Raw genomic sequence first — 19,009 nt, 5'->3', positions numbered from 1 at the left:
GAAGAAGCGAACAAGAGTGGTGACTACGCGCCTCGTCATCGGACTACTCACTTGCGGTACTCGATCCGAATTCCCATTCTTCCGCCGATCTGCTCTGGGGAGCGAGGACGGAAGAGTGCAATTCGGGTTTGATCGTCAGGGTCAGGGGAGGGTGGCTGCCCGTTGTCCCGAAGACTGTTACGTCAGTGGAAGGGGCTTGTTGCTGCGGGGATGATTCCTGAACGGATCGAGATCAATGGTCAGGCTCAGGGTGTGTTCGACGGGGTCTTTGCAGAGCCGATCATGTAAAAGAGCCAGCCACTCAAACCTGTCACAGTCATATGTAACCAGAATCGACAAATCTGCCGACGCTCGGTTAATATTTAACGCAGCCCAGGTCCTACACCAGTAGATGGGCGTGCAGTGTAACGCCAAAAAACGACCGGTTTGTGCCTACAGCTATACGAGCAGCGATGATGCAAGGAACCCTCGATCTACTGCCGATGACGGTGCTTAGAAAGGCCGCTGCGATCAGTTGTCGGTAACAACTTGCTCTGAACGTTTCTCAGCAGGGTGCTTAGACCGCCGACAAGCGACTGGTCCTGCCGGAGCTGCCCGAAACCGACCACAGCCCAGCCGGTGTAAGACCTTGCTCCGGGGTCATCGAACTAGGTCAAGGATGGTATCAACCGCGCCCAGTCGCCAATCCGAAGATGATTTTTTCGACCTGAACTGCAGTACGGCCGTACTCGTGGCCCCAGTCATTGAGGACCTGCACGTATTTCTCATAGGAAGCTGTTTCATCGGTGTCGAGTCGAAGAGCAGCTTCTACCAACAACCACTTAGCGACCTGTGCGTCGAGAATTGGAGCTGCCTGGGCGTCATCAGCACTGGTGAGGGATGAGGAAAAGTACAACCACTTTGTGAAGTAGGCAGCACCGAGGTGCTTGATCCTGTTGTCGATGTTCATGAAACGGAAGCCTTCGACGGCCCCGTTCTTCCGTACGTACTCGACGCCGGCTGACAATCTGTCGCTTACAGACGGTAGGACAGGCGTGGTGATGGGGCTCGTCTTGATGCCGGTGAGTATCCATCGAGTCCTTACTGGCCCGTATCCAGTGGTGCCGTACCCCCACACCATTGCTCCTATGAAAGCGGCGAGGGTATGACCGGCCTCCAGCTCGGCAAGAACTAGTTCTCGCGTGGAGTCTCGATCGACCCGCTCTGGCATTCGATTGAGTACATCGATGACTTCGGGCAGGTCGTGCATGTGCTCCTTCCACGGCATAGGCCGCCAGGGAAAGGAAGGCTGGGGCTTGGAATCTGCCAAAAGCAGATCACCGACACGGGAGGGAACAGGCACAGTATGGAACATAGCCTCATCATCGCTTACGAAGCCGACATTCTGCCTTCAACGGGCAGTGGTCGATCAGCGTATTTGAGGGGAGAGGGCTATGGCTTGTTCGTCCAAAAATTTGATACCGAATTGCTCAGCGTTTTTACCGTCTGCGCTGGTGTGTAACTGTACCCCCGTTTTCTTTAGCTGCGACCTCACAGGACAGTTTGACCAGATCAGTGATGACCTGAGCAGAAGTCACCTATTGTTTAATATGATTCTCGATCGATTTGTTGATGAGTTCTGATAATGCCCGCTGTCTGCTGGCGTTATTCCGTATATTTTTTGCGGACTCGTCGGTGATCAGGTTTTTTCATCCGCTACTGTTGTTAGCTTAGCCTTTCATGCGGGAAGGCAAAAGATGCTCACCACTGATACAAATATTGGGTCCAATTGCTGTACCAACCTGTGCCAACATATTCCCATGCGTCCGTGTCAAGAAGAGCAACGTGGCCGCCCCAGTATGCATCTTCGTCTAACTGAAAGACTGCCCACGGCCCAGTGTTTCTCGTGGGAACATTCGACGTCCTGCCTACATTCGGGGTGGCGGCCATTTCGATGAACCACTGCCGCATCTCGCGGGCGCGTATGGGGCGGCCAGTAGGGCAACGCGCCCCGCGTGTGAGCAGCTCACTGTAGCCAGCTACAATGAACGCATTCGAGAGAAAATGAGCACAATTGTTCGGATAGCGGTCTCCACCTGCACAAGCTGCAGTCCACGCAGCCTTGACAGCCGCACCTGTCCGTTTCGGCAATACTGCGGATCCTTCACCAGCTTCGAGCCATAGTTCTCCCCTGGTCCGTGGCGTCGCCGCAGTAAAGGAGGGGATGCTCGGATCATCAAGTCTCAGGTGATGAGCCGCGTGCTTCGGGTCCTGCGCAGTTGGCTGAGGGGGAGGCGGAGGAGCGACATTCTCCATCGCAATCTGTTCTGGGGTTGGCCCACCTCCCGACCCTCCGTTTGGCTGACGGCACCCTTTGACACCGGTTCTTTGCGACTGCGCTTTGCCGTCCTCCCGGGTTTCAACCTCTGCGAAAACATTCCAGTGGTTCACGCTGATGCCAGAACTTTCACCTGGGCATTCATAACTAATAGTGGTATCTATATTCAGTCCTGTCACGGTCTTCGTCGCCAGAGTTTGGTCCCAAAAGAAGCGCTGGTGGTGGCGAAGTCGAACGGTCAGATTAGTAGGTTGCGGATCAGTGCCCTCCACTCTTCGGTGGCCGGTAGCCGAAATCACCTGTTTTGTTTCTGGTGATCCGTCCACCCGTGGCTTAGTAGCCCAAATCTCGGACGTGGGATATACGTACGAAGGATCCCACTGGGAAAACCAAATCGTATGCGAAGTTGTGCCGAGATGTACTATATAAAGAAAGTTCCCGAACGATGCCAGGGAAGGCGCTGACCCCGTCTCTTGATTGGGTATTCGCGTATTGTTGGACCATCCGTCTACGCCAAGAATGGAGTGCCAGATGTCGTTGGAAGAATCGCCCATGTGGACCATGTGTAGACGGCCGTCGTGCTCCGCCAATGCCGGGGCTCCCCTGCTTTTCTGGTTGGGAATTCGAACGTCGTCGGACCAAGCATTGCCGTCGAATGTGGCCTGCCAAATGTCATGCGAGGTGTCGCCCAAGTGCACCATATGGAGTTTACCGTCGATGGCAGCTAATGACGGCGCTACCCAGCTCTTCTGGTTGGGAATTCGAACGTCGTCGGACCAGGCATTGCCGTCGAATGTGGCGTGCCAAATGTCGTGAGTGTTGCTGCCAAGGTGCACCATGTGCATCTTTCCGTCGAACTCCGCTATCGACGGCGCAGCACTGGACTGCTGGTTGGGGACTTTGACGTCTTCCGCCCACCCGTCCCGATCATGCCTGTTGTGCCAAATATCGTGGGAGGTGTCACCGAGGTGAACCATATGCAGGCGACCACCAGAAAATCCAGCGAGGGTGGGTCCTACCCAGCTCTTCTCATCTGGAATTCGGACATCCGCCGACCAATTCTCTCCGTTGAATGTGGCGTACCAGATATCGTTGGATGAATCCCCGAGGTGAACCATATGCAAAAGGCCGTCGTGGGCGGCGATCGACGGTGTGGTCCTGGCCTTTTGGTCAGGGATGATTTTGTCGTCTCTCCAGCCCATGACTCTCACCTCATGTCGGATGCCCGCCGAAGCAGGCGGTGTCACCATTGTGGCCCCGTGCCGCGACCTTGACAATGATCTTTGGCAATAACCTTGATTGGTTCGTTTTGATCACGCCGCTGACGGCTTTACAGTCCAACGTGGTGCTGGCGCCAACGTAGCCACGGGCCAAGGGTAGGTTGCCTGGGGTATGGAAGGAAGTGCCTGCGCCCGCCTATTGAGGACTGTGGAAACTTGCGGCATGACGATCCACAGAGGCCAGCCTGACAACGGGTCGGCCTATAAGTCCCGCCTCTAGTGCGATACCTGTACCAACCTGGACATCAAGGTCGAAAAACCTGGGCGTACCTGCCGCAGAGTGGCGGGGAGTTCGAGTGCTTCCACCGTGCTCTCTCGGACGACTGAGGCCTTCAGTCGCCCTTGGGCCAGCGAGTCAACCAGGCAGGCTGCCCGGCCAAGATGGTTCCACAAATACAATTACTACGGACCCACGCCGCCTTCGAAGGCAAATTCCCCATCACCGGAGAGCCAACCTCTCTGGCAGTACTGCTAGCTGGCATCCGCCGCGGATCGTGACAAAAACGCTGTTAACTGATCCAGCATCTGCCTGTCGACGTCTCCTCTCCGGTCCTCGAAGGTGAGCGTCAGTGTCTCTCCCCGGGAGTTCGTAAGCTTGAAACCTGGAACTGACGGCTCCTCCTTGCCTTTTGACCTCCTGCTGATAAGGCTAATTAGGGCCGGTGCGAAAGCCGCGATTACGGCCGATGCCAGGCCCACAATGATCTCGACGACCTCGTGCGAGTATTCGTCGTCCGTGCCGCCCCATGACTGGACGGGAAGCTCCAGGTCGTCGACTAGCCTGTGCAACATGCTCGAACGCTCTGCGGCATAGTCGTCGACCTCTTTGGACGGCCAAGTCTGCGCCGTATGCCGAGCCACGGCCAAGGAAAACTGCCCGGGAAGAGGCCTCTGTGGTTCGAAGTCCCTCATTCTCTGCAGCGTAATAGTCACAAGATCCCTCTCTCCCTGTCAGCACCGACCGCAGGTTCGACACTCGCTTAGACACCAGTGTGCTCCCGACCCATACGCCGGGGAAGGGAATCCGGTTGCTCCGCCCATGAGTCCCCGGCTTCTCCGTATACCTATTGCTGCGGAATGGCCTGCGGAGGAATGCAGCTTTGCACGGCTTCGCCCCAGGTGATGTCTTTAGACCAGAGGATAGTGACATGATCAGAAGCCCACCGGGCAATATTGGTTCTTGGTGACAGGTGACCCCGGTCGAACAGCTGGTGTGTGTGCACAATCGATGCCGCCGTAGGGTACCTGGTGCTTTGGAATGCCCAGAGCTGATCGCGCGCGACGCCGAGTCGTTCTTCGATTCTCTTCCTGCGTCGGGCGAACACGTGCCCTAGGCCGGGCCCCTAGTTCCTGAGGTCAAGTTCAGATCGAGGCATTCGGGACTAGTGAGTTCACGCTAGGTCGAGGTGGTCCGGGTAGTTGGGAGCTCCATGGCAGTGGGTATACCGTCCACGGCGCGGAGTCATGTGAGGTCGAGTTCGGTGAGGTGGGCATGATGCCTCATGAGGGTGCCATATATGGGCGCTGATCGGACCACGGTCCGTTTTCTGGTATCTCAGCAAGGGATCCCTTGATTAGACGTTCGAGCAGGTTCAGCCGCGGACCGGTGAGCTCAGGATTGACGGGAAGTTCGACGGTCGCAATCTGTCTCAGCAATGTGTCGCAGGTCGAGTATTCTCATCAAAGCAGAACTAAGCCTTTGATAAGCGTTAGGAGAACGGTGTTGGGAAGCATCGGGTATGCCAGAGTCAGCACTCTGGAGCAGAACGCGGATCTGCAGCATGCTGCTCTGACAGCGGCTGGCTGTAATCGGATCTTCACTGACCATGGGGTGAGTGGAACGACGGCCAGCCGGCCGGAGCTCGACAAGTTGCTCGATCACCTCCGGAAGGGGGACGAGGTTGTGGTGTGGAAGCTGGATCGATTGGGGCGCAACACCCGGAGCCTGCTGGCCCTTATCGATGATCTGGAACACCGCGGCGTTCACTTCCGCAGCGTCACAGAAGGCATCAGTACTACCGGACCGATGGGTAGGGCCATGTTGACCGTGATGTCCGCTTTTGCACAGCTTGATCGTGACCAGCTTGCCGAGCGAACCAGGGCGGGTATGGCTGTCGCCGCAGAACACGGGCGCAAGGCGGGCCGGCGGGAAGTCACCACCGATCATGACAACGTCAAGTATGCATGGGAGCTGAAGGCCCAGGGGCTCGCGCCGGCTGATATCGGGAAAATCATCGGCGCCAGCCGCGCCACCGTGTACCGCTACCTCAGCATCGGAGCGGTCGAGGCCGTCTAGCGAACATCTCACCGGAGTTCGGCCGATCCTGACAGCTCATCGCCTCCGTCAACTAGAGGCAGGGCACGCAACTAGCGGGAGAGAGTTGGTGGGAATCCGGGTTCCGGGACGACGTCCGAAGCCCAGTTCAGAACCTTCCACTCTCCGTTCGTCAGCCCTATGACCAACGGGTAAACAGGAAGGCTCTCGCCCGGTGCCCATAGTCGTCCCTCAGGACTATCCGGGTGAACGTACAACAGTTCGGTATCCATTTCGATCACTCTGAGCAGCGATCCGATACCCGCTCGGTCTGGGTCGAGTGGGTAGGCTCGTGAAAAATCGCGTAAGAGGACCCGTTCGAAGTGTTGCCAGAGCTTGTGCTGGGGCCCAGCCTGACTGCTGAGCTGCTCAGCGGTCACTTCAATATCAAGCCCTTCCCCACGAATTGCGTCTCGATTTGCATCCACCCACCACTGGCTCAGACACAGTCGCAGTGTTGGATGCATGACTTTCCAGGCTGCCGCTAGATCACCGTTGTAAAAGTGACGTAGAAACTTCCAAGCCACGGAGGTCACCTGTACTTGGGCAATCATTTCCTGTCGGGTGTCCTCGGGTAGGTCGTTCGGATCGAAGCTCATGTGATGAGTATCCTCAGGGTTTTCGATGTTTGTTAGGTGCGGTCGATCCTTACTGCGGGGTCTGCTGCACGGATAGGTGACATCTCATCTGGCTTGCCGGAAGGCTGGCCTGGAAGGATGTTGCTGTGTCTAAGCCTTACCCCGAGGAATTCCGCGACGATGTGGTATCCGTTGCCAGGAACCGCGAGCCCGGAGTGGCGATCGAGCAGATCGCGAAGGACTGCGGCGTTCATCCGATGACGCTCACGAAATGGCTGCGTCACGCCGAGACCGATGAGAGCGTCAAGGCCTGGTCAGGCGCGTAGCGAAACGGTGGAGAATCGTGAGCTGCGCAAGCGGGTTCGACTGTTCGAGCACGAGAATGAAGTGCTGCGGCGCGCTGCAGCGTATCTGCCGCAGGCGAACCTCCCGGGAAAAGGTTCTACCCGCTCGTGACTGAGCTCGCCGCTTTATCCGCGCGGCACAAAGCGCGGACCTCACCCTTGCTGAGGTTGCTCCGGTCTTGGGCCTTCGCGATGCCGGCCAGACGCCCTGCAGTCACTTAATGCTTGTCCTCGAGCAAAAACTCACCGGAGTCCGTTCACGCCAACGAGAGCTTGCTGACTTGGCAGGCGAGCTCGAGCAGCTTGTGGAGACCGCACGAACTCTGGATCCCGCGAACTGCGGGCCCGCGGGTATCTGCCACATCATCACTGTTGAGTGAGAATCGGAACGAAGCATCAGTGATGAGCCTGAAATGGGCCACCTGGTCCCTGCGTGTGCCCAGCACTCGGTGTTGCATCCAGCCGCCAATGTCGAGCTGCACTGGCTGCCGTTACGGGTGAAGAGCACCCCGGGGTGATTCGTGCCAGCTACCGGTCAGACCATGGATTTGCCGGCGGCCCGGGATGGGAGGAATGAAAGCAGTGGGCGCGTACCCGTGCCGGAACGGGGCGGCACGGGTACGCGCGGCTCTTTAGAGTTCCGGGGCAGCCGGAACGTCGAGGTCGGTTTCGACCAAGTGGTTGAAGTAGTTGGTGAACAGGTTCAGGGCGATGTGGGCGGAGAGTTCGGTGAGTTCGACGTCGGTCCATCCTGCGTCGAGACCGGCCTGCCAGGCATCGTCCTTCACGGAGCCCTTGTTGGCTGTGCTTTGCGTGCCAGTTCCAGCAGGGCCGCGAGCTTTGGGTCGAAATCGACGGTGCCCTTCCGGATGGCGATGGTCTGGCCTTGGCTGAGCCCTGCGGCTTTCGCACCCATGGTGTGTGCGGACTGGCAGTAGCTGCATTCGTCGACATTGCCGACGACGAGGACGATGGCTTCCCTGGTGCGCGCATCGAAGGTCCCGTAGTCGCCAATGACCTGCTGGAAAGCGACGTACGCCTGGAGGACGACGGGCGAATGGGCCATCGCCCCATGAATGTTGAGGACTTTCCCGAACTGCTTAGCGAGGGCACCGAGTTCGGGTCGGGCGGCCTCGGGTGCGGTGTCGGGGGTGTGCACGGTGACGCGTGTCATGGGTGTTCCTCTTTCTGTTGGGGTTTGTACGTTTGGGAAACTGGGAAGAAACCGGGCAGTCTTGGGCAGCCGAACGTGCCGGAAAGCCCACGGGTTCGCGGTGTTCGGGGTTAGAAGGTGCTGCGGGAGATCCGACGAAGCCCGTCGATGTCGTTGATAGTGATACGCCCCCGGCCCTGGCGGATGAGGCCGCGGGCCGCGAAGTCAGCCATCGTCTTGCTCGTGGCTTCGCGCGTGGCACCAAGGAGCCCGGCGAGCTGTTCGTGGGTGAGTTTCACCGAACGGGTATAGGTGAATCTGCCGCGGGGGGCAGCATCATCCAGGGTGAGCAGGGTCGAGGCGGTTCTCGCGGCGAGAGGACGCAGCGCCATGTCCGTCAGGCGGTCCTCGAGGCGTGCGACCTGCTGACCGAGGAGCCGGGAGATTTTCACCGCGATCTTCGGGTTGGAAAGAAAGTGTTCTTCGACGTCTGCAGCGGTGAGCTGACAGACAATGGAGTCCTCGATGGCTTCGGCGTAGTTGTCGTACATCTGCTGGCCCACGAGGAGCATCTCGCCGAACACCGCACCGGGTTCCAGGATCGCGATCGTGAGGGTTTTGCCGTCCTCGGCTACCCGGAAGATCCTGATCCTGCCTTCTTTGAGGATGAACAGGGCCGTGACCGGTTGGCTCTGGCTGAACACCAACTCGCCACTGCTGAACAGTTTCGGGGGTGACATCCGGTCCAGGGCGGCCATGTCCTGCGCGGTGAGGTCAGCAAAAATCTCTACGGCATTGAGGCAGCTGAAAGGTTCCCCGGTCTCAGCCAAAGGGTCAACCTCCCGTTCGTGGGGCGCCCAGCCCTTCGCCGGAGTGCCAGCGGCGGACAGGACAGTTTTCGAGCATGCATCGTTCAGACGCTGCCCGGTTACAGGCGTTACCGGCGTCTCCGGTGTTTCTGGTGTCATCGGCGACGTCGAAGGACGAGGGTTGCAACCAGTCCCAGAATAAGCCCGTAGATCATGTGGCCCATCAGGGACATCAGGGACGACCCGTCGAGGGTGAGGACCGGCATGCTCATCATTGTCGGCATGATCAGCAGGGGTCCGAGCACCCACCACAGCGCCCCGTACACGAGACCGACCAGGGCGCTCTTGATGAGACTGCCGGTCAACAGTCCGGCACCGGGAATGGTCAACGTGAGCCCTATCAGCACCGAGATGACCAGGTGGACGATGAACCCGACGGCAACCGAGGACGAGCCGACGAGGGAAGCGATCATCGGAAGCATGCCCATCACGGCCATCAGCGCGCCGAAGACAACTCCGCCGCTGAGCCCTCCGATGAAGCCGGCGAGGACACGCTGCCTAATTGGTGGCGCTGTCGATGCTGCGGGGGCGGTGCCGGGACCGTTGGCCGATGCCGCGTGATGTGAAGCAGTCATGATGCGTGCCTTCCTCGTCGCTGGTGTCCTCCCGACGCTACGGCCGTATAACCGCCCCGTTCTGCAATCTGGGACACACAACACCGACATACAGGCAGCCCGGCCACCGCCGCCGCGCCCGATTCGTACCGTTGTGGCCGGGGGCCCTAAGTCTCACGGGCTAGGCCTGCACCGCCCATGCCCGGCCTTCCTGCAAGCCCACACCGACGACTTGCCCAAGCAGCAGGTGCGGGTTCCCTGCGACATCGACTGTGAGGGTGGCCGTCAAACCGTTGCCGTATCCATCAGGGCCCGACAAATCAGGGCTTGATAGATCAGCCACGCGCGGATCCTTGCCAGCCAAAGGATTGGGTTCTGGGTTGGGGTCACCGGAAGTGAAACTGACCCGCACGAGGGTCCGCGCGCCGAGGGACGTGATCCCGGAAACTGATCCTTTGAGCGTGGGAGATCCTGCCTCCCTTGGTGGGATGAGTCTGAGTGCTTCCTGGCGCACGATCAGAAATGCAGGCCCGTCAGTGGCGGTGTCCTGGACGGGAAGCTGACCGAGGACTGAGTGGTGTTTGCCGCCGCTCACATGGCCCGGGACTGCGTTGAGGCCTCCGAGGAGCCGGTTCACCATTTGTGTCGCTGGTTCGTAGTGGAGTTGGTGCACGGTGCCGTGCTGAAGGATGCGCCCTTCGTCCAGCACCGCGATCGAGTCGGCGAGGATCGATGCTTCCTGCCGGTCATGTGTCACCACGACGATCGTTGGCGCCAGCTGCGCCCGTATGTTCTGGATCAGGTCATACATGTCCTCGCGCAGCTGCACATCGAGGGACGCGAACGGCTCATCGAGGAGAAGGATGCGGGGGTTGCGGGCAAGTGCCCGTGCCAGGGCGACCCTTTGTTCCTGTCCTCCGGAAAGTTTCCCGACGGGCCTGTGGGCGTAGTCGGCCAGTTGCACAAGCTCGAGGTACTCCATGGCGTGCCGGCGGGCCTCTGCACGGCGCTGCCCGGCCATGCGCGCAGGGAAGGCTACATTGTCGATGACATTCAGGTGAGGAAAGAGCAACGCGTTTTGGAACACCAGGGCCATACCGCGCTGCTCGACATGCACTGCTCCCATGTCGTCCCCGTCGACCAGTACCTGCCCGGCGCTGGGCCGGTCGAGTCCTGCGATGATGCGCAGAACCGTGGACTTGCCGCTACCGGATGCTCCGAGCAGGGCAACACAGCCTGACGGTGGCACGGTCAGGGACACGTCGTGAAGGACATCCGTCCCCCCGAAGGAGTGCGAGACGCTGCGGAGCTCGAGCCCGGAACTCATGCGACCGCCTTTCGGGTCAGGGCCGGTATCCCGAAGGCGGCCAGGATGATGACCGGCGGGATGATGACGGACAGGGATAGGACAGCGGTGAGTTGCTCGTTGCCGGTCGATGATGCTGCGGCCCCAAGCAGCATCGGAAGCGTCGTGAGTTGCCCTCCTCCTACGAGCAGGGTCGCTACATAGTCTCCCCACCCTACGAGGAAGGCGAGGAAGAATCCCCGCGCTGTTGCGGTCGCGAGCAACGGCACCCGGACGTGCCGGATAACCTGACGGGGGTGTGCGCCGAGGGTGCGGGCGACATCTTCGAACTGGTTCTCGTAGGCGGCCAGAGCGCTGCGGTACATGAACGCCGTGTAGGGCAGCGCGGTTACCACCAGGATCAGGACGACGCCCGCGAACGCCGGCACATGCAGACGCAGCAGCGTGGTGTTGGCCCCCAAGACAAGGGCGAACGGGGGGATGGCTAGGGGTGCGAGCAGGATCAGATCCACCGCCCTGCCGCGTCTGCCCGGAAGGCTCTGGGCGGCGAGGGCACCCAGGAAGCCCAGCGGCGTCGCTACGACGGCGACAGCAACCCCGAGCCCTAACGACGCGAGCCCCGCCCGGAGAGTAGCCCGTTCCCCCAGCGACGCGAAGGCATTCACTGAGTACGTGTCCGGGGTGACGGCCGGGGCCCGCCACACCCCGGCTACCGACCACAGCACGACCGGGAGCAGCGGTGCGAGGATCCAGAGCACCAACAGGACCCCCAGACCAGCGCGCACCACGGGGCGGATCTGCACGCTCACATCCCTGGTTCCAGGGCGAACGGGCCGCTTGGCGGGCAGGACCGCTGTCATCGCACGTTCCGACGGGCCCGCAAAATACCGACCCCGGCGAGGATCGCCGCCGCGCTGGCGGCGACGGACACCAGTGCTGTGGCCATGGCTTCCGGTCGGGCGTCCAGATCCACGGACCCGAAGAGCCTCACCGCGCGCACCGGCAGTGGCTCCGGAGACGTCGGACCCAGCAGCCAGGGACTCTCGTAGGCTCCGAACGTGTAGACGAAGACAATCAGCGCCGATACGGCCAGTGCCGGTACTGACAGGGGCAGGACGACATGGATGATCCGCTGCCAGGCCGTCGCCCCGAGCGTTGCTGCGGAATCGCACAGGCCCGTCATCGATCGGGACATGCTGCCGATCACCACCAGAGCGACGAATGCCGATTCCTTCCACACATACTCGCTGATTACAGCAATCCACCAGGGACCACCGACCAGGGCGGGAAAGGCTGCCGGCATGCCCAGCAGCCGGTGTAGGAACCCGCTATCGGACAACAACAGACCCATCGCACCGGCACCGATGAGGTGAGGTATGGGGATGGTCGCTGCGCTCAAGCCCGCCACAAGCCGCCCCATCCGGGGTGCGGCAAGGATGTACACGGCGACCGCGAATCCCACGACCAGGGACAGCACAGTGGACGCGGCCGCAATGTAGGCAGAAACCGTTGCGGACTTTGCCAGCTCACCAGCTGATCCGGCCCACCCACGCGTACTGAGCACCGGTGGGCCGATGAAGGGCATCAACCCCAGGCTCTGGGCTGACGCGCCTACGAGTGAGACACCAAGGACCAGCACAACAGGCACCACCGCCGGCAAGGCGAGCAGCACGCTCCGCCGGTATACCAAACCCCGCTCACGGCCAGCATCACGATCGACACCAGGACGCTGGCTACGGGATTCGCCCGTGTCACCCTGGTGGTCCTCGGGGCCGGTTCCCGGTCCGGGCAGGGGGTGGTTCATCGTGTGGTTGCAACCTCCTGACGCCATGCCTCATCCAAGGCCGGCACCCAATCGGCGGCGAGTTCGCCGTGGGCGTTGCGGGAGAGCTCGTCGTAGGAGGGCACGACCGGGGACGCGGGCAGGTCATCGAACAGGGATTGCTGGTCGGCGTCGAGCCGTGCTGTGTCGAGGACCGGGAACTGACCCCATGTGCCCGGATCGGCTTTGGCTGCCTGCTGCTCCGGGGACAGGGCCAGGTTTGCGACGACCATAGCCCCTGCAGGGTCGGAGGCGTTGGCGGGGATCGCGAGGAAACTGGCGTTGCCGACGGTGCCTTCCTCGAGGGTGAGGACCTTCGTGGTGTCCGGCAGCGCCTCGGAGGCCACCAGATCTGTCAGGGTCGCAGGACCGTAGGTCATGGCGATATCCACCTCGCCATCAGCGAAGAGGGTGTTCAGTGCCTGTTCATCGCGCGGGTAAGTGGCACCTCCACGCCACAGCGACGGCGCCACCTCGCGCAGTGCGTCCAGGGCGGCCGGGGCGTGCTCATCGAAAGTTTCCTCGCTGTAGTCCAAGGGAACCTCCTCCGCTCCGCCGGCGGTGCTGAGCATCACTTCGCGCAGGAAGACACTGCCGGTGAAGTCCGGCGGGGCGGGGTAGGTGAAGCGGCCCGGATTGTCCCGGGCCCATTCAAGGATGCCCTCGAGGGTGGTCGGCGGGTCGGTGATGGCCGCGGAGTTGTAGAAAAACGTGAACTGCGCTTTGTGCCAGGGCGCCTCGCATCCGTCCACCGGTGTCCCGAAGTCGTTCTGCAACAGCGGGTCGTCCTGATCGGTCAGTGCCATGTTGGGCAAAAGATCGGTCCACCCGCACCGCCATGCTTCAGCCTGCCGCCCGGTGCTGAAGTTCGCCCCGTTGACCCAGACGAGGTCCACGGATCCGTCCGTGCGTCCGGCCTGTCGTTCACTCAGGACACGGTTCACCGCATCCGCCGTGTCGGTAATAGGCACCCGTCGCAGGGTGACTCCCTCCTCCGCGGCGGCAGGAGCGAGGACGTCGTCGACATAGGCGTTGCCCTGCTCATCCCCGCCGTACATCCACAGATCCACGGTCTGGCCATCGGCATCGGCAAGGACATCCTCGAACGACTCGTAGGTGGTCGGGATTTCACCTGGTTCACCGGGTTCCCCGGCGCAGGAGCTCAGCACGAGGACAGCGGCGGCGGCCATGACGGGCACCGCAACCCTCCGGGAACGGGACAAGGGAGCGAGTGGGTGGTTCATAGGTCCTTCTTGGATGAGATAAAGCAGGTTCCAGTATTCTTCGAAGCTGGTCCAGCCACTGACGGGCCATACCGGGCAAACTATGGCGGGAGACCATGCAGCACGACGCCAGCCCCCACCAGCCGTGGCTGACCCCGCTCCGGCGGGCGCTGCTGCTGGGCGTCATCATCGTCGCGGCGACCGTCATCGTCTTGATGGTGCCCATTCCCGACGTCCAAGAACTGCGCGCCCTGGTCGAACGGGCCGGGTGGTGGGGTCCGGTCGGATTCGTCCTCGGATACGCGGCACTGACCCTGGCGCCGGTTCCAAAGAATGTGCTCTCGATTGCTGCAGGGGTCCTGTTCGGATTCGGGCCCGGGCTGATGCTCGTATACGGAGCGGCCCTGCTCGGCGCTACCGCAGCGTTCTGGCTCGGACGTTTCCTTGGCAGGGACGCCGTCGAGAAGTTCACCGGCACACGCGTGGAGAAAGTCGACGAAATCCTCAGCAAGCGCGGCTTCCTCGCGGTGGTCGGAGTGCGCCTGGTCCCGGTCCTGCCCTTCACCGCCATCAACTACTCCGCCGGCCTCACAGCACTGGGCTGGTGGCCCTACATCCTGGGCACCATGGTCGGCATCCTGCCCGGCACGGTGAGCTTCCTCGCCCTGGGCGCCTTCGGACTGGACTTCGGCTGGCCTGCGACACTGGCGGCCGCCGCCCTCGGCGTCCTCACCCTCGCAGGCCTCATCTACGCACTGCGATCCCGGCGCGGGAGCCGTCGACAGAATGTTTGACACGAAACTGCGCCCCATCCTCGCCCCGGCATTGGACCGGGCCGCGGCCCTGCTGGACGTGTCATGGATCAGCCCCAACAAGCTCACCGGCGCGAACCTCGTCCTCGGCATGGCCAGTGCAGGACTGGCAGCCGCCCAACTATGGGTACCATCGCTCATCGCGTGGCTCCTGTGCCGGCTAGCAGACGGGCTGGACGGGCCCCTGGCCCGCCGCCGCGCCCACCCAGCACAATCCACACAGACACACGCCCAAGCCCAAGCCCAAGCTCACGCACGGGCGCATGTGCCAGACAACGGTCAAGGCGGGTTCTGGGACATCTGCGCTGACTTCGTTGTCTACGGGGCGACAGTAATAGGGGTCGCCGTCGGCGCCACTGCCGGGTTCGGTGCCCCATGGTTACCCTTCCTCCTCGTCCTGTTCGCCTACTACATCAACGGCAGCGTCTTCCTCGCTTTCTCCTCCATCGCGGAGAAAACCGGCCGGACCATCGAGGACGGCCGGTCCCTGTCATTCCTGGGCGGGCTTGCCGAAGGAACCGAGACCGTCGTGGTGCACAGCCTGTGGCTGCTGCTGCCCTTCGTGTCCTGGCAGATCGCCCTTATCTGGGCTCTGTTGGTATCCATCAGTGCCACCGAGCGCATCATCAGCGGATACCGCAGACTCCGCTGACCACCCAGCACCAAACCGATAGGGAGAAGGGCGGAAGTGCCGCAGGATCGAAGACCGGGTGCACGTCATCCGACCGGAGTCACTCCAGCTGCTTGGTGTCGGAAGCCTCGCCGGAGTGGTGAGTGGACTTGTGAGTCAGGCGCCACCGGGTGAAATAAACCAGTGCCGACATCGCCGCACGGACCAACGGTATTTCCAGGGCTGTGCGGGCATCGGCGATGGCCGCGTTCCACAGGCCATCGTTATAGGTCGGGTAGGGGTGAGTCACCCCGGCCAGATCACGGGTACTGAGTTTCTGATGCACTGCAAGGGTCAGCTCACCCAGGGTTTCCCCGGCCCGCGGTCCGACGATGGTCCCACCGAGAATCCGGCCGCGCCGGTCCATGACCAGCCGGGTGAATCCGGCCACCTGATTCTCGGTGATCGCCCGGTCCGCGTCAGCATGTTCGATGGTGGACACGCGCTGGTTGGCACCCTCAGGACTCGTGATCCCGACGGCTGCGACTTCAGGAGATGTGTAGGTGACCCGGGGCACCGTCCTGCTGACGGCTCGGCGTACGCCCAGGACGGCGTTCGACGCTGCTGTGCTCGCGTACACGCCCGCCAGATGCGTGAAGTCCGGGTTCGGTGTGACATCCCCTGCCGCCCAGATCGTCGGGCTCGACGTCCGCATCGCAGCGTCAACCAGGACGTGCCCCTTCTCATCAAGGTCCACGCCGACCAGCTCCAGCCCCAAACCCTTGGTGCGAGCACGTCTACCCGCCGCGACAAGGATCGTGTCAGCGGGAAAAGACCGGCCATCACCGGTACGGACAAGATTCACTGCCTCGCCTCTACCGTCCCTGCCAGCCGTACCGGCCGTAGCATCTGAACTGTCCTGACTAGCTGCTGAGGTGACATCCTCCACCGCGATGTCCTCGATGATGTGCACGCCGTCTTGTGTGAGGCTGGAACGGATGATTGCTGCGGCATCGGGGTCTTCCTTGGGAAGGATCCGGGAGCGGACCAGCATCACCACGCGTGCACCTAGGCGGGCGAAAGCCTGCCCGAGCTCGCAGGCAATCGGCCCTCCACCAATGATCACCAGGTGCTGGGGCAACTCTTCCAGGTCCCACACGGTTTCGGACGTGACCACGTGCGCCCTGTCCAGGCCCGGTATCGGTGGAAGTACAGGATCACTACCGGTAGCCACCAGTGCCTGATGGAAACGGATTTCCTCCCCGTCGATCTCGGCGCGGCCCGGGCCGGTGAAACGGGCAGCACCATGACGGACCGTCACACCAACCGCTTTCAGGGAGGCAGGGGAATCGTCGGGCTCGATCGTGGTGATCGCGGCAGCGATCCTCGCCCTGACAGCTGAAAAGTCCATGCGCCCCGTAGCACCGTCGGGTGCCAGGGCTGGGTTCACGCCCGCTCTTGGTCCAACCGCTGCCGCAGCGGCGGAAAGGAGCGTCTTGGATGGTACACACCCGGTCCACAGGCAGTCACCGCCCGTACGTGCCCGCTCCACGAGGACAACGCGGGCACCCAGGCGCGAGGCCGTCTTGGCGCCCACGATTCCCGCAGTACCGCCGCCGACGACCAAAAGATCGATCACATCATTGCTGGTTTCCATGGTGCTGGCTCAACCCTTCGTTTGCTGTGGTGATCAGTGCTGGCGAGATCAGTGGGGTACGCCCTGAGCCTAAGCTGGTCGTTCCAGCGCCAGCCATGGTGCCTACCGCCTTCTGGAGTGATTCCGATCGCCGAAAAATACAGCAGCTTCGCGCCCTTCTACGACCTGATGTCCGCGGAATTCCCCGTGTACCGGGCGGGCCGGCAACTAGGAATAGGCTCCCTGAACCTCAACCCGGGCGATCAGGTTGTGGACCTTGGATGTGGCACCGGACTGAACTTCGGCCTCCTCAAGGAACGCATCGGGCCCACCGGAACCATCATCGGCATCGACCGCAGCACCAAGATGCTCGCCCAGGCCCGACGAAAAGCCGACCGCCACGGATGGACCAACATCATCCTCATCCAAGCCGATGCCACGACCGCCTCCCCAGCGTTCCTCAGCGCGTCCATCACCTCCCACGGAGGAAAGGCTCTCTCCGATGCAACCTTGGCGACCTACGCGCTATCACTGATGAAGCCCTGGGAGGCAGCCTGGGATGCGATGAAGCAGCTCACTCGTCCTAGAGGTTCCCTCTGCATCGTCGACATGCAGGAACCCACCAGCTTATTTCCCGGCATGACAGCCCTGGCTCAGTCGGCGTGCCGGCTGGGCGGGGCCGACATTACAGCCCACCCCTGGAAAGGGGTCGAGCGCGACTGCACCGACGTAACCAAAGCCTCCGCTCGTAGCGGGCACCTGCAAATCCGGACCGGCCGCCGCCGATCACGCTGACGTACTGACAGGCACCCCACCGAAATGAACTATGTCGAGTGACTGGACGTGGTCCTGCAGTTCCGCCAACACAGCACGGCCATGCTCGCTGCCGGGGAACACCTCGGTATGGTCCTCGAGCGTGTCCCATGCCACGCGTAACAGGTACACATCCTCCCGGTCCACACTCGGGTAAAGGTCCACGGAGCGGCAACCACGTGATGCCACAAGATGAGCCCGGATCTGTGGGAAAGCCGCAAGGAAAGCCTCGTGGCCATCGGGTCGAATCGTCAGCGTTGCATGTTCAAGAATCAATTTGGGCTTCTTCCTAGGTAAGGGCACGTCGGACCAGCACGAGGACCGCATGCAGATCCTTCGCCTGCGGTTCACACCGCGGGTTCTACGCACGGTTAACTGCCGAGATTATGAGCCTGCCAGTAGACGTTCTGTAATCTAGAACACTTTCCACCCTGGGGCCCTGTTTGAACCCAATCGACATCACGGGCTCCCATCCAGTTATTACCTTCCAGAGGAGTCCCTTCGTATGGATTCAACTGAATAAGTTCGCCGGTCTGGCGCGGAAGGCGCATCACCGCCGCTCCAGAGTTGCTTGAGCGGCTCAAGCACAGGTGGACCGCTTCGGGCTTCACTCGCCCACAGGTGGATGACCCACTAAATCGTTCCAGAGCGCGTTGGATTTCAGATTCGTGTCGGATTTCCGCGCAGCTTCTTGCAGTAGCAGCCGCCCTGTCGACTCTAGGTGACGCCGCATGGCTGCACCCGCTGTGGAGGGGCTCCCTTGTTGGATGGCGTCGAGGATTGGCAGGTGTTCCTGGTACACGTCCTCTAAGGACCGGGACGTCCGGATAGTGGAAGTGCCGACCAGCCGGGTGGCATCCCGCAGATTCTCGATGATTCGGGTGACATGCGCGTTGCCCGCAAGCTCCAGCAGCAGCCCGTGGAACCGCTGGTCGTGCATCATGAAAGCGGTCTCATCCCCGGCCGTGACCGATACCTGCATCGCCTCATATTCGTTCTGCAGGGCCGCGCGGTCCGCGGCGGTGGCACGGACCGCCGCCCGCTGGGCAGCGGGCACCTCCAATGCGAGGCGGACGGCGATGATCTCGGTCAATTCACGGGCCCCGGGCAGGACGACGCGGAAGCCTCGATTGCGCTCGAACGCTACCATCCCGGTTTCCGCCAACCGCAGCAGGGCGTCGCGAACGGGGCTACGGGAAACGCCCAGCTCATCAGCCAATCGGTATACCGAATACAACTCACCCGGCACCAGTGTTCCGTTTCGGATGCCCTCGCGGACCGCCTCGATCGTACGCTCGGTGAGCGTAGGTGGGCGTCCGGAGCGGTCGGCGGCTTCGGCGGACGGTTCTGACATGGCTCTAAGACTAGTCTGCAGCGG

At 61.7% G+C, this 19,009-nt stretch carries 21 protein-coding genes; 6 read left to right on the top strand and 15 right to left on the bottom strand.

Annotated elements, in window-relative coordinates; translation table 11 throughout:
• Positions 1 to 664: 664 nt before the first annotated feature.
• The 3 genes from D6T63_RS07900 to D6T63_RS07895 form a co-directional block, all read right to left on the bottom strand.
• Complete coding sequence (locus D6T63_RS07900; RefSeq protein ID WP_328588662.1) at positions 665 to 1,354, bottom strand: 8-oxoguanine DNA glycosylase OGG fold protein; 690 nt, start codon at positions 1,352 to 1,354, stop codon at positions 665 to 667.
• Positions 1,355 to 1,740: 386 nt separating this feature from the next.
• On the bottom strand, positions 1,741 to 3,519 hold the full coding sequence (locus tag D6T63_RS18900; RefSeq protein WP_147394321.1) for a hypothetical protein: 1,779 nt from the start codon (positions 3,517 to 3,519) through the stop codon (positions 1,741 to 1,743).
• A gap of 549 nt (positions 3,520 to 4,068) precedes the next feature.
• On the bottom strand, positions 4,069 to 4,509 hold the full coding sequence (locus tag D6T63_RS07895) for a hypothetical protein (RefSeq protein ID WP_147394320.1): 441 nt from the start codon (positions 4,507 to 4,509) through the stop codon (positions 4,069 to 4,071).
• 808 nt (positions 4,510 to 5,317) lie between these two features.
• Between D6T63_RS07895 and D6T63_RS07890 the strand changes: the two genes are divergently transcribed.
• Positions 5,318 to 5,893 carry a recombinase family protein gene (locus D6T63_RS07890; RefSeq protein ID WP_328588661.1) on the top strand — a complete coding sequence of 192 codons (576 nt, stop codon included), beginning with the start codon at positions 5,318 to 5,320 and terminating at the stop codon, positions 5,891 to 5,893.
• Between the two features lie 71 nt (positions 5,894 to 5,964).
• On the opposite strand, the gene D6T63_RS18895 is transcribed toward D6T63_RS07890, so the two are convergent.
• The gene (locus D6T63_RS18895; protein WP_147394319.1) at positions 5,965 to 6,510 is read right to left on the bottom strand and encodes a hypothetical protein; all 546 of its coding nucleotides are present in this window, start codon (positions 6,508 to 6,510) and stop codon (positions 5,965 to 5,967) included.
• Positions 6,511 to 6,635: 125 nt separating this feature from the next.
• Between D6T63_RS18895 and D6T63_RS07885 the strand changes: the two genes are divergently transcribed.
• Positions 6,636 to 6,815, top strand: a complete 180-nt coding sequence (locus tag D6T63_RS07885) for a transposase (protein WP_120148429.1) — start codon at positions 6,636 to 6,638, stop codon at positions 6,813 to 6,815.
• 146 nt (positions 6,816 to 6,961) lie between these two features.
• Positions 6,962 to 7,213: a MerR family DNA-binding protein gene (locus D6T63_RS20220; protein WP_120148428.1), complete on the top strand. Its 252-nt coding sequence runs from the start codon at positions 6,962 to 6,964 to the stop codon at positions 7,211 to 7,213.
• 252 nt (positions 7,214 to 7,465) lie between these two features.
• On the opposite strand, the gene D6T63_RS19520 is transcribed toward D6T63_RS20220, so the two are convergent.
• The 8 genes from D6T63_RS19520 to D6T63_RS07845 all read right to left on the bottom strand — a co-directional run bounded on the left by D6T63_RS19520 (position 7,466) and on the right by D6T63_RS07845 (position 13,781).
• Entirely contained in the window at positions 7,466 to 7,621 is a 156-nt protein-coding gene (locus tag D6T63_RS19520; protein WP_220725901.1) for a carboxymuconolactone decarboxylase family protein, read from the bottom strand.
• Positions 7,618 to 8,007: a carboxymuconolactone decarboxylase family protein gene (locus tag D6T63_RS07875; protein WP_220725900.1), complete on the bottom strand. Its 390-nt coding sequence runs from the start codon at positions 8,005 to 8,007 to the stop codon at positions 7,618 to 7,620. The genes D6T63_RS19520 and D6T63_RS07875 overlap by 4 nt, the downstream gene beginning before the upstream one ends.
• 110 nt (positions 8,008 to 8,117) lie before the next feature.
• Complete coding sequence (locus tag D6T63_RS07870; RefSeq protein WP_235830616.1) at positions 8,118 to 8,816, bottom strand: Crp/Fnr family transcriptional regulator; 699 nt, start codon at positions 8,814 to 8,816, stop codon at positions 8,118 to 8,120.
• A gap of 134 nt (positions 8,817 to 8,950) precedes the next feature.
• A complete protein-coding gene (locus D6T63_RS07865) occupies positions 8,951 to 9,430 on the bottom strand; it encodes a hypothetical protein (RefSeq protein ID WP_235830615.1) in 480 nt (159 codons plus the stop codon).
• 160 nt (positions 9,431 to 9,590) lie between these two features.
• Entirely contained in the window at positions 9,591 to 10,736 is a 1,146-nt protein-coding gene (locus D6T63_RS07860) for an ABC transporter ATP-binding protein (RefSeq protein ID WP_120148426.1), read from the bottom strand.
• Complete coding sequence (locus tag D6T63_RS07855) at positions 10,733 to 11,518, bottom strand: ABC transporter permease (protein WP_220725899.1); 786 nt, start codon at positions 11,516 to 11,518, stop codon at positions 10,733 to 10,735. The genes D6T63_RS07860 and D6T63_RS07855 overlap by 4 nt, the downstream gene beginning before the upstream one ends.
• A 53-nt stretch (positions 11,519 to 11,571) precedes the next feature.
• A complete protein-coding gene (locus tag D6T63_RS07850; protein ID WP_235830614.1) occupies positions 11,572 to 12,300 on the bottom strand; it encodes an ABC transporter in 729 nt (242 codons plus the stop codon).
• A 215-nt stretch (positions 12,301 to 12,515) separates the two neighbouring features.
• The gene (locus D6T63_RS07845; RefSeq protein ID WP_220725898.1) at positions 12,516 to 13,781 is read right to left on the bottom strand and encodes an ABC transporter substrate-binding protein; all 1,266 of its coding nucleotides are present in this window, start codon (positions 13,779 to 13,781) and stop codon (positions 12,516 to 12,518) included.
• Positions 13,782 to 13,876: 95 nt separating this feature from the next.
• Between D6T63_RS07845 and D6T63_RS07840 the strand changes: the two genes are divergently transcribed.
• A complete protein-coding gene (locus D6T63_RS07840) occupies positions 13,877 to 14,554 on the top strand; it encodes a TVP38/TMEM64 family protein (protein WP_120148423.1) in 678 nt (225 codons plus the stop codon).
• Positions 14,547 to 15,224, top strand: a complete 678-nt coding sequence (locus D6T63_RS07835; protein WP_120148422.1) for a CDP-alcohol phosphatidyltransferase family protein — start codon at positions 14,547 to 14,549, stop codon at positions 15,222 to 15,224. Before D6T63_RS07840 ends, D6T63_RS07835 begins: the two co-directional genes overlap by 8 nt.
• A 79-nt stretch (positions 15,225 to 15,303) precedes the next feature.
• On the opposite strand, the gene D6T63_RS07830 is transcribed toward D6T63_RS07835, so the two are convergent.
• On the bottom strand, positions 15,304 to 16,839 hold the full coding sequence (locus D6T63_RS07830) for a dihydrolipoyl dehydrogenase family protein (protein WP_120148421.1): 1,536 nt from the start codon (positions 16,837 to 16,839) through the stop codon (positions 15,304 to 15,306).
• 51 nt (positions 16,840 to 16,890) lie between these two features.
• Here D6T63_RS07830 and D6T63_RS07825 point away from each other — a divergent pair, with 51 nt between their 5' ends.
• Positions 16,891 to 17,613 (top strand): class I SAM-dependent methyltransferase, encoded by a 723-nt coding sequence (locus D6T63_RS07825; RefSeq protein WP_220725897.1) that lies wholly within the window; start codon positions 16,891 to 16,893, stop codon positions 17,611 to 17,613.
• On the opposite strand, the gene D6T63_RS20215 is transcribed toward D6T63_RS07825, so the two are convergent.
• On the bottom strand, positions 17,605 to 17,958 hold the full coding sequence (locus tag D6T63_RS20215) for an antibiotic biosynthesis monooxygenase family protein (RefSeq protein ID WP_120148420.1): 354 nt from the start codon (positions 17,956 to 17,958) through the stop codon (positions 17,605 to 17,607). The two genes, D6T63_RS07825 and D6T63_RS20215, sit on opposite strands and share 9 nt — an antisense overlap.
• Positions 17,959 to 18,238: 280 nt before the next feature.
• On the bottom strand, positions 18,239 to 18,985 hold the full coding sequence (locus tag D6T63_RS07815) for a GntR family transcriptional regulator (protein ID WP_120148419.1): 747 nt from the start codon (positions 18,983 to 18,985) through the stop codon (positions 18,239 to 18,241).
• Between the last annotated feature and the right edge of the window lie 24 nt (positions 18,986 to 19,009).

Origin of the sequence: Arthrobacter cheniae (assembly GCF_003602275.1) — a bacterium.
GTDB classification, from domain to species: domain Bacteria; phylum Actinomycetota; class Actinomycetes; order Actinomycetales; family Micrococcaceae; genus Arthrobacter_D; species Arthrobacter_D cheniae.
The sequence above is the reverse complement of the archived record's forward strand: the minus strand, read 5'-3'. Positions and strand labels throughout refer to the sequence as shown.

Coding starts and splice junctions, on each gene's coding strand:
- D6T63_RS07900 (WP_328588662.1), bottom strand. CDS start 1,354: ATGTTCCATACTGTGCCTGTTCCCTCCCGTGTCGGTGATCTGCTTTTG.
- D6T63_RS18900 (WP_147394321.1), bottom strand. CDS start 3,519: ATGGGCTGGAGAGACGACAAAATCATCCCTGACCAAAAGGCCAGGACC.
- D6T63_RS07895 (WP_147394320.1), bottom strand. CDS start 4,509: ATGAGGGACTTCGAACCACAGAGGCCTCTTCCCGGGCAGTTTTCCTTG.
- D6T63_RS18895 (WP_147394319.1), bottom strand. CDS start 6,510: ATGAGCTTCGATCCGAACGACCTACCCGAGGACACCCGACAGGAAATG.
- D6T63_RS07875 (WP_220725900.1), bottom strand. CDS start 8,007: ATGACACGCGTCACCGTGCACACCCCCGACACCGCACCCGAGGCCGCC.
- D6T63_RS07865 (WP_235830615.1), bottom strand. CDS start 9,430: ATGACTGCTTCACATCACGCGGCATCGGCCAACGGTCCCGGCACCGCC.
- D6T63_RS07860 (WP_120148426.1), bottom strand. CDS start 10,736: ATGAGTTCCGGGCTCGAGCTCCGCAGCGTCTCGCACTCCTTCGGGGGG.
- D6T63_RS07850 (WP_235830614.1), bottom strand. CDS start 12,300: ATGCCCTTCATCGGCCCACCGGTGCTCAGTACGCGTGGGTGGGCCGGA.
- D6T63_RS07845 (WP_220725898.1), bottom strand. CDS start 13,781: ATGAACCACCCACTCGCTCCCTTGTCCCGTTCCCGGAGGGTTGCGGTG.
- D6T63_RS07840 (WP_120148423.1), top strand. CDS start 13,877: ATGCAGCACGACGCCAGCCCCCACCAGCCGTGGCTGACCCCGCTCCGG.
- D6T63_RS07835 (WP_120148422.1), top strand. CDS start 14,547: ATGTTTGACACGAAACTGCGCCCCATCCTCGCCCCGGCATTGGACCGG.
- D6T63_RS07830 (WP_120148421.1), bottom strand. CDS start 16,839: ATGGAAACCAGCAATGATGTGATCGATCTTTTGGTCGTCGGCGGCGGT.
- D6T63_RS20215 (WP_120148420.1), bottom strand. CDS start 17,958: ATGCGGTCCTCGTGCTGGTCCGACGTGCCCTTACCTAGGAAGAAGCCC.
- D6T63_RS07815 (WP_120148419.1), bottom strand. CDS start 18,985: ATGTCAGAACCGTCCGCCGAAGCCGCCGACCGCTCCGGACGCCCACCT.